Origin of the sequence: Salsipaludibacter albus (assembly GCF_019798055.1) — a bacterium.
In the GTDB taxonomy this organism is placed as follows: domain Bacteria; phylum Actinomycetota; class Nitriliruptoria; order Nitriliruptorales; family Nitriliruptoraceae; genus Salsipaludibacter; species Salsipaludibacter albus.
In genome coordinates, this window is record NZ_JAHOPH010000001.1 from 58,135 (window position 1) to 73,305 (window position 15,171).

Annotated in this window: 14 protein-coding genes and 1 riboswitch; of the genes, 5 read left to right on the plus strand and 9 right to left on the minus strand. The window is 73.2% G+C overall.

Features of this window, described 5'->3' with window-relative positions:
• Window positions 1-120: 120 nt before the first annotated feature.
• From KR546_RS00265 to KR546_RS00275, 3 genes are read left to right on the plus strand one after another with little or no spacing between them, the layout of a single operon-like run.
• Entirely contained in the window at window positions 121-2,202 is a 2,082-nt protein-coding gene (locus KR546_RS00265) for a penicillin-binding transpeptidase domain-containing protein (protein ID WP_238442693.1), read from the plus strand.
• Entirely contained in the window at window positions 2,199-2,417 is a 219-nt protein-coding gene (locus tag KR546_RS00270) for a DUF3309 family protein (protein WP_238442694.1), read from the plus strand. The genes KR546_RS00265 and KR546_RS00270 overlap by 4 nt, the downstream gene beginning before the upstream one ends.
• Window positions 2,418-2,448: 31 nt before the next feature.
• The gene (locus tag KR546_RS00275) at window positions 2,449-3,540 is read left to right on the plus strand and encodes a hypothetical protein (protein ID WP_238442695.1); all 1,092 of its coding nucleotides are present in this window, start codon (window positions 2,449-2,451) and stop codon (window positions 3,538-3,540) included.
• 7 nt (window positions 3,541-3,547) lie between these two features.
• Here the strand turns inward: KR546_RS00275 and KR546_RS00280 are convergent, their stop codons facing one another.
• From KR546_RS00280 to KR546_RS00290, 3 genes are all read right to left on the minus strand, one after another.
• Window positions 3,548-3,865, minus strand: a complete 318-nt coding sequence (locus tag KR546_RS00280) for a rhodanese-like domain-containing protein (protein WP_238442696.1) — start codon at window positions 3,863-3,865, stop codon at window positions 3,548-3,550.
• 81 nt (window positions 3,866-3,946) lie between these two features.
• A complete protein-coding gene (locus KR546_RS00285; protein WP_238442697.1) occupies window positions 3,947-4,474 on the minus strand; it encodes a heme-binding beta-barrel domain-containing protein in 528 nt (175 codons plus the stop codon).
• The gene (locus tag KR546_RS00290; RefSeq protein WP_238442698.1) at window positions 4,471-5,649 is read right to left on the minus strand and encodes a DUF6183 family protein; all 1,179 of its coding nucleotides are present in this window, start codon (window positions 5,647-5,649) and stop codon (window positions 4,471-4,473) included. The genes KR546_RS00285 and KR546_RS00290 overlap by 4 nt, the downstream gene beginning before the upstream one ends.
• An 87-nt stretch (window positions 5,650-5,736) precedes the next feature.
• Here KR546_RS00290 and KR546_RS00295 point away from each other — a divergent pair, with 87 nt between their 5' ends.
• Complete coding sequence (locus KR546_RS00295; RefSeq protein ID WP_238442699.1) at window positions 5,737-6,414, plus strand: type 1 glutamine amidotransferase; 678 nt, start codon at window positions 5,737-5,739, stop codon at window positions 6,412-6,414.
• A gap of 187 nt (window positions 6,415-6,601) precedes the next feature.
• Complete coding sequence (locus KR546_RS00300; RefSeq protein ID WP_238442700.1) at window positions 6,602-7,636, plus strand: ScyD/ScyE family protein; 1,035 nt, start codon at window positions 6,602-6,604, stop codon at window positions 7,634-7,636.
• Window positions 7,637-7,689: 53 nt separating this feature from the next.
• Here KR546_RS00300 and KR546_RS00305 read toward each other — a convergent pair whose 3' ends face one another.
• From KR546_RS00305 to KR546_RS00330, 6 genes are all read right to left on the minus strand, one after another.
• Entirely contained in the window at window positions 7,690-9,963 is a 2,274-nt protein-coding gene (locus KR546_RS00305) for an alpha/beta hydrolase fold domain-containing protein (protein WP_274387385.1), read from the minus strand.
• A gap of 3 nt (window positions 9,964-9,966) precedes the next feature.
• The gene (locus KR546_RS00310; protein WP_238442701.1) at window positions 9,967-10,899 is read right to left on the minus strand and encodes an alpha/beta fold hydrolase; all 933 of its coding nucleotides are present in this window, start codon (window positions 10,897-10,899) and stop codon (window positions 9,967-9,969) included.
• A gap of 166 nt (window positions 10,900-11,065) precedes the next feature.
• Entirely contained in the window at window positions 11,066-11,341 is a 276-nt protein-coding gene (locus tag KR546_RS00315; protein WP_238442702.1) for a ubiquitin-like small modifier protein 1, read from the minus strand.
• 50 nt (window positions 11,342-11,391) lie between these two features.
• Entirely contained in the window at window positions 11,392-12,675 is a 1,284-nt protein-coding gene (gene thrC / locus KR546_RS00320; RefSeq protein ID WP_238442703.1) for a threonine synthase, read from the minus strand.
• 93 nt (window positions 12,676-12,768) lie between these two features.
• Window positions 12,769-12,895: riboswitch (SAM riboswitch) on the minus strand.
• Window positions 12,896-12,946: 51 nt separating this feature from the next.
• Window positions 12,947-14,197, minus strand: a complete 1,251-nt coding sequence (locus KR546_RS00325) for an AI-2E family transporter (protein WP_238442704.1) — start codon at window positions 14,195-14,197, stop codon at window positions 12,947-12,949.
• 65 nt (window positions 14,198-14,262) lie between these two features.
• Window positions 14,263-14,922, minus strand: coding sequence for a LytR C-terminal domain-containing protein (locus KR546_RS00330; RefSeq protein ID WP_238442705.1), 660 nt, complete (start codon window positions 14,920-14,922; stop codon window positions 14,263-14,265).
• Window positions 14,923-15,171: the final 249 nt, after the last annotated feature.

Here is a 15,171-nt window from a genome sequence, read left to right on the forward strand (position 1 = left end):
CCGGTCCACGACGCCCTCTGGTGGGCCACGTGGACACCACCGCGGGTGGGGTCCGGGCGGGGTCGCCACCGGGCGATCACACGGTGCCAGCCCGTAGGCTGCGCACACCGGGAGGGGCCCATGCGCAACGTCATCGCCGCACTGGTCGCGATCGCGGCCGTGGGTGCGGTCGTGTGGTTCGGCTGGACCGAGCTGTCGACCCGCACGGAGCCCCAGGAGTCCGGTCCCGGCGCCGAGGAGGTCCTGGGCGCCTTCGCCACGGCGTGGTCGACCGACGACACGACCGCCATGGAGGACCTGGTGCATCCCGACGACCGGGTGGGCCTGGACGGGTTCCTGTCGGCCACGGACGAGATGCGCACGAGCCTGGACCTCGCCGCGGTGAGCATGTCGATCGACGAGGTCGACGAGACCGACGACCGCGCGGTGACGAGCACGTCGGTGACCGTCACCCTGGCCGACCTCCCGGGCGGCGAGGCCGACGCCGGCGACGTCGGCACCATCGGGTGGTTGTCCTCGCTCGAGGCGATCCAGCGACGCAGCGGTTGGTTCGTGCGACCCGACCGCGCCAGCCTGCACCCGCAGCTGGCCGGCAGCACCCGCTTCGAGCGCCGCGAGGTCGACACCCCCCGCGCGTCGATCCTGGCCGTGGACGGGACCCCGCTGACGATCCATGGCGACCTGGAGACGCTGGGGATCTCGCCGGGACAGATCCGTGACCGCGAGGTCCTGGTCCAGCGCTGGGCCGAGGTGCTCCCCCAGTCGGTGCCGCTCCTGGAGGACGTGCTGGCCCGTGACGACCTGGAGCCCGACTGGTTCTACCCGGTGGTGTCCCTGCCGAGCAGCGAACTGGAGGCGGCGTGGAGCAGGCTGCGCACGCTGGCCGGGGTGATCCGCCGTTCCGCCGACGAGGTCTCGGCACCCACGAGCCGCACCACCGCGAGCCACGTGGTCGGCAGCGTCGGCCCGGCCGACGAGGAACGCGCCACCGAGCTGGGCGTCGAGGCCGGCACGACGGTCGGCGTCACCGGTTTGGAGCGGGCGTACGAGACCCAGCTGGTCGGCTCCGACACCGTCCGGGTCGAGCTGGTCAGCGAGTCCGGCGAGGTCCTGGACGAGCTGGGTGACGCACAGGTCGACCCGTCCTCGCCACTGTCGACCTCCCTGGACGCCGACGTGCAGGCCGCCGTCGAGTCGGCCCTGCTGGGGATCGAGGACCCGATCGGGGTGGTCGCGGTCCGGGCGGACGGCGGCATCGCAGCCTCGGCGTCCCGTCCGCTGAGCGGCTACAACCGGGCCTGGGAGGGCCGCTATCCCCCCGGCGACGTCTTCATGCCGATCACGGCCGCCACGATGGTGCGCTCGGGCGTCGACATGGCCACCCCGGTGGAGTGCCCGCCCGAGGTGACCGTGTCGGGGGCCGACGCGGTGGCCCCGGCGCCCTTCGAGGGGCAGGTCCAGCTGGGCACCGCGCTCGCCGCGGGCTGTGACACCACCATCGCCACGGCCGCCGTCGACCTGGCCCCACCCGACCTGGTGGACATGGCGGCACGGTTCGGCTGGGGTGCCGAGCCAGCACTGCCCCTGGCCGCGGCGACGCCGACCTTCCCGGAGCCGGTCGACGAGACCGAGCTGGTCCGGGCAGCCCTCGGGCAGGCCCGGGTCGAGACCTCGGTGCTGCAGCTCGCGTCGGTCGCCGCCTCCAGCCTTTCGGGGCAACGCATCGCCCCGTGGCTGGTGGTCGGCGAGGCCGGCGAGCCCGAGCGGATCCCCATCGACACGACCCCGATCGTCGACGTGATGCGGCAGGCCGCCGTCGACGGGTCCGGCGCCACCGTCTCGTCCCGCGACGTCGGGGTGATCGTCGGGACGGCACCGGTCACCGGGGACACCACCGTGCACGCGTGGGCGATGATGGTGGTCGACGACCTCGGGATCGTCGTGCTCGCCGAGGACACCGACGGCGAGGTCGAACTCGCCCGCACGGTCATGCGACGCATCGAGGGCGAGCTGGTCGGGCTGGGCGCGACGGGCGGCGCCAGCCCGGAGCCCTCCCCCGGGGCGGACGCCACGCCCGCGACGGGTCCGTCCACCGCGCCTGACACGACCCCGAGCACCACCCCCGGTGCGGGCGCCAGCCCCGGAGCCATCCCGTTGCCGTCGGCGCCCCCGACGTCGCCCAGCCCGGAGCCGACCTCGTGAGCACGTCGATCCCCCTCGTCCTCGTCGCCGCCCAGACCGATCCTCCGGGCTTCGCGTGGTGGGTGCTGGTGCCCACGCTGGTCCTGCTGTCGGTGGCCGTGGCCGCCGCACCGGTGTGGCCGTGGAGTCGGCGCTGGGGGTGGCCCGTCGCCGGCATCTTCGGGGTGTCCGCCGCGACCGCCGCCCTGTTCACCGTCGCCTGGTGGTTCTCGTGACGCGCCCGAGCGTCGCGTGGGAGAGGCATCGGTGAGCGGTGAGGTCGCCGTGCGGATCGTCGCTGGGATCGTGGGCCTGGTCGTGGTGGTGCTCGCGCTGGAGTCGGCGGTCATCACCCTCGTGCTGCCGCGTGGCGGAAACACCCGGACGGCCCACCTCGCCACCAGGCTGACCCGCGCCGCCCTGACCGCGACCGCCCGACGCACCCGACCTCGACGCCGCGAGCGTGCGCTGGCGTTGTTGGCGCCGATCGCGTTGCTGCTGATGCCGATCGCCTGGCTGCTGCAGGTCTGGCTGGCCTACGCCGCCCTGTACGTGGCCGCCGGGGTCGGCGACGTCTGGGACGCCCTCGTGCTGTCCGGGTCGTCCCTGCTCACCCTGGGCTTCGCCACCGCCGACGGGATCGTCGTCCACCTGCTGATCTTCAGCGAGGCGACCCTGGGACTGGGCATCGTCACGCTGCTGATCGCCTACCTGCCCACCATGTACACCGCGTTCTCCGAACGCGAGACCCAGGTCGCCCTGCTGGCGGTGCGCGCCGGCACGCCGCCGCGGGCCGACGAGATGCTGTGGCGCTACAAGCGGATCGGCAACGAGCACGAGCTCGGCGGGGCGATGCTCGAGTGGGAGGAGTGGTTCGCCCAGCTGTCCGAGACCCACACCACGCTGACCACCCTCCCACTGTTCCGCTCGAGCGATCCGGCGCAGTCGTGGATCACGGCGGCCGGGGCCGTGCTGGACGCGGCGTCACTGCTGCACTCCACCGTCGAGGACGGCCCGAGGGCGCCGGCTGCGCTGTGCATCCGGTCCGGCTTCCTCGCCCTGCGCGCGATCGCCGACGAGTGGGCCCTGCCCTACGACCCCGACCCCGCACCCGATGACCCGATCGCGATCACCCGCGCCGAGTACGACGAGGTCTACGACCGGCTGGCCGAGGCCGGGCTGGACCTCGTCGAGCGCGAGCAGGCCTGGCGCGACTTCGCCGGCTGGCGCGTCAACTACGACACCCCACTGCTGGCACTGGCCGAGATGATCGAGGCGCCGAGCGCACCATGGACCAGCGACCGGCCCCCGCTCACCGGCATGAGCCGCATGGGCCGCTCCTCCTCCATGCGCCGCTGACGGGCTCTCAGGCGACCCAGCCGCCGTCTCCGTCATCGTCGACGATGGGGAGGTCGGCGTCTTCCCAGGCGTGCATGCCACCTTCGAGGTTGTGGGCCTGGAAGTCGGCGCGGTTGAGCGCGTCGGTCACGGCCCGCGACCGGCTGCCCGAACGGCACACGCACACGATCGGGGTGTCCTTCGGGATCTCGTCGATGCGGGCGTTGAGCTGACCCATCGGGATGTGGACCGCCTGCGCGATCCTGCCCGCGTCCCACTCCTGGTCCTCGCGGACGTCCAGGACGAACACGTCGTCGAGCTGGTCGTCGAGTTCGGTGGGCTCCATCGGCAAGGTCTCCGGGTCGGTGCAGGTGGTCCGCGGAACGGTACGGGCAGCATCCGCGGCCTGCCGGTCCCGCACGTCGGGTCAGCCCGCCACCCGCTCCAGCGACGCGGCCAGGTGGTGGGTCCGGGTCGTCACCTCCGCCGTGGTCATCCACAGGTCGTAGGTCAGCCGGTCGTCGGCGAGGTGGAAGCGACGTCGGACGTCGACGACCTCGACGGCCGAGGGGGTCCGCTGCGGCACCGCGACGACGTCCAGGACACCGTCGTGCAGCGTTCCGGCGGCCGCCTCGACCAGCCCGGTCGGCTGCGCCACGACCCACTCGACGACGACCGGCCCGGCGTGCCCCGGCTCGTCCGCGTCGGCCGCGACCAGGCGGATCCAGCCCGACTCGGCGTGCAACGGTCGACCATCGGACCCGCGGGTCCGCTGGACGTAGGACAGCACGGGCTTGCCGGTCACGCCCAGGACGACCTCCTCGGTGTAGTCGAAGCCGGCGATGGTCGGGTAGTCGCCGTGCCCCGTCCCCCGCCAGGTCCCGACCCAGTCGGCCAACGGGCCGAGCAGGTCCCCGTGGTCCGGCGACGGAGTGGGGTGCAGGTCGGTGCTCACGGATCGTCCTGTCGTTGCCGCGGCCCGGACGCGGGCTCGTCGTCGTGCTCGGCGACGTCACGGATCGCCCGATCCAGGGCCGCCCACGGGTCGAGGTCGTCCTCGTCGTCCGTCGCCGACACCGACGCGACAGGGTCGTCGTCCTCCGCCACGGGCAGGACCAGGTCGTCCGGAGGTGGGTCGTGGGCGTCGATCGCCAGGCTCCACCCGTCGGGATGCTGACCCGCGAGCCGCAGGCTCCAGCCGCCCTGCGCCGCCGACTCGTCGCCGTCGGTGCGAGGGGCCGGCGACGGACCGTCGAAGACGTACCAGGACCAGTCGGACAGGTCGTCGTGGAGCTCGTCCGGGGGGCTCCACGGCTCGTGGCCGACCAGGACGCGCAGCGCCCACCAGGTCGCCGACCGACCCGCCGCACCGCCACGTCGACGCTGCAGCGCCCCGCCCGACGAGGCCGCCCAGGTCACCAGCGCCACCACGTCGGGCAGGGCCACCGGGCGCAGCCGGACGCCCGGCGCCAGGTGGGCGACGGCGGCCGGTGCAGGCCCGTCGGCCACGGCCACGTCGACCCGGCCGTCGGGAGAGGTCGCCCACGGCGCCACCAGCACCTCCCAGGCCTGCACCAACTCCGGATCGTCGATCGGCGGTCCGGGAGGTCCCGGATCCACCGCCGGCCCGACCGGGACGGGAACCGGGGCCGGGGACAGCACGTCCCGGGCGCGGTACTCGACGACCGGTGCCGGACCCTCCCAGGGGACCCGTCGGGGCGGGACGTCCAGGTGGTGCGTCTCCGCGCGGGGATCGTCCCCGAGGTCGTCGCCACGCAGGACCCGCTCCACGGCCACCGTCCCGGACACCGGGCCCGGCGGGAGCATCCCCGCCAGGTCCGTCCACGCATGGTGCTGGGCCACGACCTCGGTCAGCGGGCCCAGCGTGTGGCGGTCCTGTGCGACCAGCAGGGTGTCCACCGCCAGCTCGACGGGTGCCTCCAGCACCAGCCGGTAGGCCGCGTAGGCCGCCGGCCCCCACAGTTGGCGCCCGGAGAACTCGACCGCGTCGAGGCACGCCCGACGCAGTGCCAGCACCTCGTCGAAGTCCCGACGCGACGCGGCGACGTCGACGGCCCGGACGAGTTCGTCGAGGTCGCCCCGGTGCACCAGTTCCGCCACGCCTGCCATCGGCCACCTCCGGCCCGCCAGCCTAGGTGCCGGGCGCCCACGGCTAGCATCCGCTGCGTCCGTTCGGCCGTCACCGGGAGTGCGTGCATGGGGTTGCTGGTCGTCCACCACGACGAGGCGGTCGGCCTCGGTCGGCTCGCCGAACCGCTCGCCGCCCGGGACCTCGACCTGGTCCACGTCGACGCCACCACCGATGACCTCAGCGACCCCGGTGCGCACGACGGCATCCTCGTGCTCGGTGGCCGGATGAGTGTCGCCGGTCCGCTCGAGGAGTGGGGCGAGCGCGAGCTGGACTTCCTGCGGGCGGCCGACGATGCCGACGTCCCGGTGTTCGGCATCTGCCTGGGATCGCAACTGCTCGCGCTGGCCCACGGCGGAGCGGTCGCGACCCGCGAGGAGCCGGAGGCCGCGATCGTGGCCGTCCACCGCACCGCACCCGGCCGGGACCACCCCGTCACCGCTGGCTGGCCCGACGGTGCCCCCGCCATCGCGCACCACTCCGACGAGGTGGTGCGCCTCCCCGACGAGGCCGAACAGTTGCTGCTCGGCTCGGACGGACCGACCCTGTGGCGCCTCCGCGGGTCGCTTGGCACCCAGTTGCACCCCGAGATCGACGCCGACGTGCTCGAGCGGTGGATCGACGCCGGGCTGGTCGACCTGTCGCACGTCGACACCGACGCCCTGCGCACCCGGGCCCGCGAGGCCGACCTGTTCCTCCGCGCCGCCGGCACCAGCCTGGTCCTGCGCTGGGTCGATGGGTTGTAGGTCTTGACGGGGTCCGGGGCGGGCCGTAGCGTTCCGTCCGGAACGGGGAAGCAAGGGGGTCACACGGCATCACCGTGTGACGAGGCGTGCGCCGATCGGACGGACGCCGTCGAGCGTGGCTCACGCGTGCATCCCCGCCGGGTGACGGGCGACGACGCCTGTCCGAACTCGCCGAAGGGGCGTACACATGAACATCAGGGCAACGCGCATCGTGGTGGCTGCGGCCGCCGCGGCACTGCTGGCGGTGCCGGTCGCGGCATCCGCGGCCGGACACTTCGCCGGGCCGGTCTTCAAGTTGGACTCGGCACCGAACGGCGACATCCTGGCGGCCGACGCCGGCGCCGGGGTCGCCATCCTCGACGACGGGGAGCTCGACAAGACCCTGCCCGCACCGGGTGCAGCTTCGGTCGCCGCGATCGGGTCCAAGTCGTTCTGGGTCGTCACCGGTGGCCAGGACACGCTGAGCGACAGCGGCCAGGCCCTGTGGCGGGTCTCCAACGGCAAGGCCAGGATGATCGCCAACATGTTCGAGCTCGAGTCGGCCGATCCGGACGGCTCCGGGGACGCCGACTCCAACCCCTATGACGTCGCGGCGCTGGGCGGCGGGGACGCCGCGCTGGTCGTCGACGCGGGGGGCAACAGCCTGCACAAGATCGACAGCGACGGCAACGCCGAACTGGTGGCGACCTTCCCCGTCGAGCTGCTGTCCACCGACAACTTCAACCAGCTCGCCGGCTGCCCGCCGGTGGCCCCGTACTGCGCCACCGATGGCGCGACGCACATCCCGGGCCAGTCGGTCCCGACCAGCGTGGTCGTCGGACCGGACGGCAACTACTGGGTCGGTGAGCTCAAGGGCTTCCCGGCACCGACCGGCCAGTCCGGCGTGTGGCGGATCGAGGCGGGTGCGACCGACGTCGAGTGCGGTGTCGACCCCGAATGCGTCAAGGTGCTGGACGGCTTCACCTCCATCGTGGACCTGACCGTCGGCCCCGACGGGATGCTGTACGTCTCGGAGTTCGACGAGAAGTCGTGGGCAGCCGTGGAGATCTTCCCGAGCGAGGCCGTCGGCGGCACCCTCAACGCCTGCGACCCCGCCACGGGTGACTGCACCGAGGTCGCCACCGGCGTGCCGGAGCACACCTCCGTGGCGTTCGACAAGGCCGGCACCGCATGGGTCACGCAGCACGCCCTGAGCGGCGCCGAGGTCATCGCGCTGGACTGACCACCCCCGACGACGCGCGACGGGCCGGCTCCACGGAGCCGGCCCGTCGTGTCTCAGGTCTGGGGTCGTTCGCCGAGGCAGCCGTACAGGGCGTTGCGCAGCGCGACCTCGCGTGGGTCGGTGGGATTGCCGAAGCCCATCTGGTTCATGACGTAGCCATATCCCAGGCCGAGATCCGGGTCGGCGAACCCGAATGAGCCCCCCGCCCCGGCGAAGCCGTAGCTGCGGTCCGACGAGCCCAGCACGAACGACGACGACGGCCGCCCGAATCCCAACGCGAACGACAGGTCGAACCCGAGCACGATGTCCTTGCCGCCGGGCACCGAGTCCGTGACCGGTTCCGCGATCGCCTCCAACGTGGCCGGCTCCAGCCCCAGCCGGGCACCCCCGGTCGCGAACTCCCCGTAGGCCGTCCCGAGGGCGCGGGCGCTGCCCACGCCACCGAACGCCGGCAGTTCGAGCCGGAGGATGTCACGATCGTTGATGACGCGACCCATCTCCTGCATGCTGAAGGGCATGACCAGGAAGGCCTGGGCCGTCAGGCTGCCCGGTCGCATCAGTCCGGCCAGCAGTCGCCACTCCATGTCCCGGAGGTGGAACAGCCCGCGCGCGATCGGGGCATCCAGGAAGGTCGCGAGACGGTCGTCGGGCAGGTCGTCCGGGACCCCGATCAGGAAGTCGAGGCCACCGAGGGGTGCCGCGATCTCCTCGGCGAAGAACGTCCCGACCGAGCGACCGGCCGGGTCGACCCGGCGCAGCAGTTCGCCCTCGTAGAAGCCGAGCGTGACGGCGTGGTAGCCCTGCCGCGTGCCCGGCTCCCACAGCGGTGCCTGGGCCCCGAGCCGTGCCGCGAGGTCGTCGGGGTCGGCCAGGACCTCCCAGTCGAGCGGTTCGTCGAGGACGGCGAGGCCGGCGCGGTGGCCGAGCAACTCACGGACGGTGACCCGGTCCTTGCCCTCGGCCGCGAACTCGGGCCAGGAGGTGGCAACCGTCTCGTCGAAGTCGAGCCACCCGCGGCTGTGGGCGACTGCCAGGGTCATCATCGCCATGCCCTTGGTGGTCGACCACACCGGCACCATGGTGTCCGGTCGCCACGGCCGGGTCCGTTCCGGATCGGCGTGTCCGCCCCAGAGGTCCACGACCACCCGTCCATCCTGCACGACGTGAAGGGCGGCCCCGACCTCGTCACGGTCCGCGAAGTTGCGGACGAAGACGTCGGCGACGGGGCCGAACCCGTCCTGGACGTCGCCGTGGATCCACTCGTCGGGTACGTCGGGGTGGCGAGAGCGACTGATCCGTCCCACCCTGTGGCGCTCGTCGTCGCGTCGACCCTCGGGCACGCGTGTCGGCGGTCCCGTGGCGTCCGCGTCGAGCCACGCGGCGAGGAAGGCCACGCCCTCGGCGAGCGCGGCCCGGGCGGCCGGGGCGACTCCCGGCACCAGCGTGAACACGTGGGGCTGGTCGACCCAGCGGGTCAGCTCGACCGCCACACCGGCCTCGGCCAGCCGCGCCGCCCAGCGGACGCCGTCGTCGACCAGCAGGTCGTGCTCGGCCACCTGCACGAGCGTCGGGGCCACGCCGGACAGGTCGTCGACGTGCCACGGCGACACCCGCGGGTCGTCGGCCGGCAGCCCGTCGAGGTACCCGGCGATCGTCGCGTCGAGCTCAGCACGGTCGAGGAACAGCGCGTCGACCAGCGTGTCGAAGGACGGTGCCGAGCAGGCCAGGTCGACGATCGGGCACACCAGCCACTGGGCCCGGAGCCGGTCGTCGCCGGCGTCGCGGCGATCCAGCGCCACCAGCGTGGCCAGGTTCGCTCCCGCGGAGTCTCCGGTCACGGCGGCCAGCCCGGTCGCCCCGAACCCCTCGCTGGCGTGGTCGAGCAGCCATGTCGTGGCGGCGACGGCGTCGTCCACGGCGGCCGGGGCGGGGTGCTCGGGCGCCTGGCGATGGTCCACCGACACGACCACGGCCCCGAGCCCCACTGCCACCTGCGAGCACCACCAGTCGTACTGGACGGCGCCGGAGAAGGTCCATCCGCCCCCGTGGAGGTGCACGACGAGTGGCGCGTCCTCGGGCAGGACGTCCGGCCGGTGCACCCGTGCTGGGATCGGGCCGGCGGCGCCCGGCACCTCGACCTCCTCGACACGGGCGTCCCGGTGGGGCGTGCCGAACACCGCCTCGACCCAGGGTCGCACCAGCAGGTCGCCCACCGGGCCCGGCGGGACCCGGCCGCCTCGCAGCAGGTCGCGCCGCCGGTCGTCCCATTCGTCCGGACGCCCCCGCAGCCGGTCGAGTCGGGCGAGGACACGCAGTCCGGGGCGCATGGTTCAGTCCTCCGGCTCGTGGTCGACCAAGAACGTCCGGGCCAGCTCCGTGCAGGTCGCCAGCCGGTCCAGCCACGGCGCGTGGCCTGCGCGCTCGAGGACGTGCAGGTCGGCGTCGGGCAGGGCGTCCGCCAGGCGACGGGCGGTGGCTTCGTCGCCGAAGGGGTCCTCGTCACCCCACACGACCCGCGTCGGCGCCCGGACGGCCGCGAGCCGGTCCCGTGGCACGACGTCCCGCCACCCGTCCCGGAGTGTCAGCAACGCCGCCGACGCGGCCGACTCGTGGCGCAGGGTCTCGGTGTCCCCGTACAGCGTCACCAGCCAGTCCAGGGCGGCGGCGGACATGCCGCCCTCGTCCAGTGCCCGGTCCAGGCCGAACCGCCGCAGCGTCATGTCCACGTTCCGTCGGGACATCGGGACGGCCGCCATCATGCGCCCGGCGCCGGGCAAGGCTCCGGCCCGGATCCACCACGGGGCTCGGGTTCCGGGCGTGCCCAGGCACCACCCGAACAGCAGCAGGCGCTCGACCCGGTCCGGGTGGGCTGCGGCGCCACGCAGCGCTTCCAGCCCGCCCCGCGAGGTCGCGACGACCGCAGCGGTCGCCAGGCCCAGTTCGTCCAGCACGTCCGCGACCAGGTGGTCACCGACCGCCAGCAACCGGTCGAGATCGACCTCGCCGGGCAGCGGGTCGCTGCCACCGCAACCCGGGCGGTCGACGAGGATGCACCGGACGTCGGGCAGGGCCGCCGCGAGGTCGGCCCAGGAGGTCCCGGCCACGCTGGTCCCGTGGAGGAACACCGCGGGCGGGCCGGACCCGACCTCCTGCACCCGCACCGTCGTCCCGACGCTCGCCAGGTCGAGCCGATGCTCGACCGGCGTGGCACCCACCTCCTCCCAGACTCGCCGCTCCGCGCCCGCGACCGCCTCCACCCCCATGCCCCTCGACCTCCACCCGTGTCTCCTCCTCCATCATCGCACACCCCGGAGTCCAGTCCAACCGACGGCACGAGCGGCGGCCCCGACCTGCTCGGGAAGCCACGGATCAACGTCGAGTGTGCGGATCGCGGCCGCGGGCGACCGGGATCGGCTCACTCGACTGGTGTCACGCGCCGCCGGCGACGGCCGGGACGATCGAGACGGTGTCGTCCTCGGCGACCGGGGTGTCGAGGCCGTCTTGGAAGCGGATGTCCTCGTCACGCACGAACACGTTGACGAACCGGCGCAGCTCGCCGGAGTCGTCGAGGATGCGCTCGCGCAGGCCCGGGTGGGCGTCGCCGAGGTTGCCGACCACCGTGCGGAGGTCGGAGCCGGCCACGGCGACCTGGGACTCGCCGTCGGTGAGCTTGCGGAGGGGGGTGGGGATGCGAACGGTGGGCATGGCGATCGTTCCTTGGCGTGGTTGGAGAGCGAATGGGTCGCGGGGGCGCGTCAGGACAGCTGGGCGAGGAAGTCGTCGAGGCTCGGGGAGACCTCGAAGCTCGGGCCGACGTCGTCGGCGATCGCCTCGACGGTCTTGTAGCCGTTGCCGGAGATCACGGCGACGGTGCGCTCGTCGCGACCGATCGTGCCGGCCTCGACCATGCGCTTGAGGTTGGCGACGGTGACACCGCCGGCCGTCTCGGCGAAGACGCCCTCGGTCTCGGCGAGCAGGCGGATGCCCGCGATGATCTCGTCGTCGGGCACGTGGCCGATGGCACCACCGGTGCGATCGGCGACCTTCAGGGCGTAGTAGCCGTCGGCGGGGTTGCCGATCGCCAGCGACCGCGCGATCGTGTCGGGCTTCTGGGGTCGGACGTCGAACGAGCCCCGCGCGAACGCCTCGGCGACGGGCGAGCACCCGGTCGCCTGGCCCCCGGACACCCGGGGGAGGTCACCGTCGACCAGGCCATACGACGCCAGCTCGCGGAAGGCCTTGTCGATCTTGACCATCATCGCGCCCGACGCGATCGGGGCGACCACGTGGTCCGGGAAGCGCCAGCCCAGCTGCTCGGCGATCTCGAACCCGATCGTCTTGGAGCCCTCGGCATAGTAGGTCCGCAGGTTGACGTTGACGAAGCCCCAGCCGGTGTCGTCGGCGACCTCGGCGCACAGCCGGTTGACGTCGTCGTAGTTGCCGCGCACCGTCACGAGGTTCGGCCCGTGCACGGCCGATCCCAGCACCTTGCCGGTTTCGAGGTCGGCCGGGATGAACACGTACGCGGGCGCACCGATCGCGGCCGCGTGTGCCGACACCGAGTTGCCGAGGTTGCCCGTGGAGGCGCAGGCGAAGGTCTCGATCCCCAGTGCCCGACCGGCCGACAGCGCCACGGTCACGACCCGGTCCTTGAACGACCCGGAGGGGTTGACGGTGTCGTCCTTGAGCCACAGCTCGGACAGCCCGAGCCGTTCCGCCAGGCGTGGCGCCGGTCGCAGCGGCGTCAGCCCGGTCTGCAGGTCGACGCGGTGGGACGGATCGGACGACAGGGTCGGCAGGAGGTCGCCGTAGCGCCACAGCGAGGGTGGTCCGGCCTCGATCCGCTCCCGCGAGACCACCGCGCTGATCGCGTCGGTGTCGTAGACCACCTCCAGGGGCCCGAAGCAGAACCCGCAGACGTGGCTGAGCCCGACCTCCTCCACCTCGCCGCACTCGCGACAGGCGAGACCGGTCAGGTTGGGCACGAGGTCCGCGGCCTCGCGGGCCGGGACGAACGGGGGGGCGGTCGCGGTCGGCATGTGCTGGCTCCTTCGCATCGACGTCGGATGCGGCGGGAGCCCGAATGCGAAACGGCCTCCCGCCGGGGAGGCCGCTGAGGTGGACGGATGTCCGGCTCATCGACCTTGGGCCACGCGTGTCGTGGTCCCGACGGTCCGGGTTTGGCACCAACCCCGTCGGTTCGACGGGAGGTTGCCGAGGTGTCCGCGGGCCCGAGCCCTCGACCTCTCTGGATGAGCACCAGTGGGTCCAGTATGCCAGCCCGCTCGGCCGACGGCCAACTCGGACCGCTCAGTCGCGGGGAGGGGTGTCGTCGTCACCGCTCCGGGACCCACCGCCGAACCGGCGACTCTCCCACGCCCGTCGCAGCTGCTGGCTGAGCGCGCCGAGGCTCCCCTCCTCGGCCGGAGGCAGCGAACTGTCGTCGAGGAAGCGGTCGGGATCGGACAGGTGGCGCATCGACGGCACCCGGGTGGCCAGCACGTAGAGGGTGACCAGCTTGATCGCGGCGACGATCGGGATGGCCACCAGCATCCCGATGACGCCCATGGCCGAGGCGGCGACCGCCAGGGCGAGGATGATGGTGATCGGGTGGACGTGGACGGTCCTGCCGATCACCTGGGGCGTGATGACGTGGTTGTCCACCTGCTGGACCAGCACCATCACCACGACCACGACCACGGCCTGGCTGATCCCACCACCGGTCGTCAGGGCGACGATGACGCCCAGCGTGCCTCCGACGAACGGCCCCACCAGCGGGATGAGGTTGAACAGTCCGGCCAGCCCACCGACGATCGCCCAGAACGGCAGCCCGACCAGCGCCAGGCCGATGGCGGTGGCCACGCCGACGAAGGTCGCGACGAGCAGCTGACCGCGGAAGTACGCGCCGACCGCGGACACGATCCGGTTGCCGACGTCGGTGACCTCGTCGCGCACGTCGGGCGGCAGCAGTCGCTGGAGCCCGGTCGACAACCGCGGCAGGTCCGCCAGGGTGTAGAAGGCAAGGACCGGGGCCAGGACCAGGGACACGACGCCGGCCACGACCGAGCCCAGCAGGGAGCGGGCCACGGCGAGCACGCCCACGACCTGGCCCTCGCCGTCGAAGAACCCGGCCAACCACTCGCCGCCCTCGCCACCGGCCGGCGCGACCGGGACGATGCCAGCCAGCCCGATCGGGTCGAGCACGGCCACCAGCGACGTCTGGGTGCTGTCGAGGATCGCCGGCAGGCCCTCGACCAGGGCCTGGAGCTGGGCGTTCAGGACGGGCAACAGCAGCCAGCCGCCCAGGGCCAGGAGGCCGATGACCAACACGTACGTCAACACGGTCGCCACTACGCGGGGCAGCCGGCGGGCCAGCCACTCCACGACCGGGGACAGCAGGTAGACGAGCACGCCGGCCAGCAGGACGGGCGTGATCAGGAGCCGGAACGGTCGGCTGAGGAAGGTGACCAGGAACCACAGCAGGACGACGATGCCGACGACCAGCCAGACCCCGGCGAGCCGTCGCAGCAGTCGAGGGCTGGGCCCGGACGCGGTGCTCACCCCCGGCCCCCGGCCCGCAGGCCGTCGAGCCGAGCGGTCCGGCCCACCCCCGCCCGGCCGGCGGGTCACTGTTCGTCGAGCCCCACCACGACGTGCACGTTGACGTCCTCGCTCAGGATGTCGTTGAAGACGACCTCGTCCCAGCCGTAGTCGTCGGCGACCTGGTTGGCCTCGTCCTCGTAGCCCTCGGTGTAGAAGACGGTCGTCTCGTCGTAGATGATCGACGACGGGTTGTAGGCCACGACGCGGTACCCGTCGGCCTCCATCTCGTCGGCGATGTCGCGGGCCTGTCCGGCCCCGTCCTTGATGGCGTCGAGGACCTGGATGGAGATCTCGCCCGGGTCGATCCGGTCACCGTCGGAGTCGTCGGTCTCGTCCTCGGTCGGTTCCTCGGACGGCGACGGCTCCTGGGTGGACGACTCGGACGTAGCGGCGGGCGAGGGCTCGGCCGACGGGGTCTCGGTGTCGGTGTCGGTCTCGGACGCGGACGGGGTCTCCGACGCCGGCGGGGACTCCGCGGGCGTCTCGGTCGCCGCGGCCGTCGGGGTGTCGGTGGGCGCCGTCGACGCGGTCACGCTGGGCGACGGCTGCGGGCTCGCGACGGGGTCGTCACTGAAGCGGTCGATCGCCAGGAACAGCAATGCGGCGCCGACCACGAGGGCGAGCACGGCGATGCCGAACTGGCCGAGCGTGCGCCCCGGGTCGGGGTTGGAGTCGAACGACATCTGGTGGCCTCGGTGGCGGGGCGGGCGCGGGGCGCGGTGCAGGGGCCGGGTGACCCCCGGAGGGCGTGCGGCCACGAACCCCGTGGGGCTGCAGCGTGCCCCACCGACCCGCCACCTGCAAGGATCCACCCCGTCCCTCCGGGCGTGCCTCCCGCCGCCGTGGGCCCGCCACGCTCGGGGGCCGAACCGACGCACGCGGACGACGTGGGGGGTGTTCGACCATGGCCGAACGGCCGCACACGATGCGAT

What these genes read in the sequence shown, in the direction of transcription:
- KR546_RS00295 (WP_238442699.1), top strand. Translation starts at nt 5,737, where the DNA reads ATGGGGTTGCTGGTCGTCCACCACGACGAGGCGGTCGGCCTCGGTCGG.
- KR546_RS00315 (WP_238442702.1), bottom strand. Translation starts at nt 11,341, where the DNA reads ATGCCCACCGTTCGCATCCCCACCCCCCTCCGCAAGCTCACCGACGGC.
- KR546_RS00280 (WP_238442696.1), bottom strand. Translation starts at nt 3,865, where the DNA reads ATGGAGCCCACCGAACTCGACGACCAGCTCGACGACGTGTTCGTCCTG.
- KR546_RS00265 (WP_238442693.1), top strand. Translation starts at nt 121, where the DNA reads ATGCGCAACGTCATCGCCGCACTGGTCGCGATCGCGGCCGTGGGTGCG.
- KR546_RS00305 (WP_274387385.1), bottom strand. Translation starts at nt 9,963, where the DNA reads ATGCGCCCCGGACTGCGTGTCCTCGCCCGACTCGACCGGCTGCGGGGG.
- KR546_RS00330 (WP_238442705.1), bottom strand. Translation starts at nt 14,922, where the DNA reads ATGTCGTTCGACTCCAACCCCGACCCGGGGCGCACGCTCGGCCAGTTC.
- KR546_RS00290 (WP_238442698.1), bottom strand. Translation starts at nt 5,649, where the DNA reads ATGGCAGGCGTGGCGGAACTGGTGCACCGGGGCGACCTCGACGAACTC.
- thrC (WP_238442703.1), bottom strand. Translation starts at nt 12,675, where the DNA reads ATGCCGACCGCGACCGCCCCCCCGTTCGTCCCGGCCCGCGAGGCCGCG.
- KR546_RS00310 (WP_238442701.1), bottom strand. Translation starts at nt 10,899, where the DNA reads ATGGGGGTGGAGGCGGTCGCGGGCGCGGAGCGGCGAGTCTGGGAGGAG.
- KR546_RS00300 (WP_238442700.1), top strand. Translation starts at nt 6,602, where the DNA reads ATGAACATCAGGGCAACGCGCATCGTGGTGGCTGCGGCCGCCGCGGCA.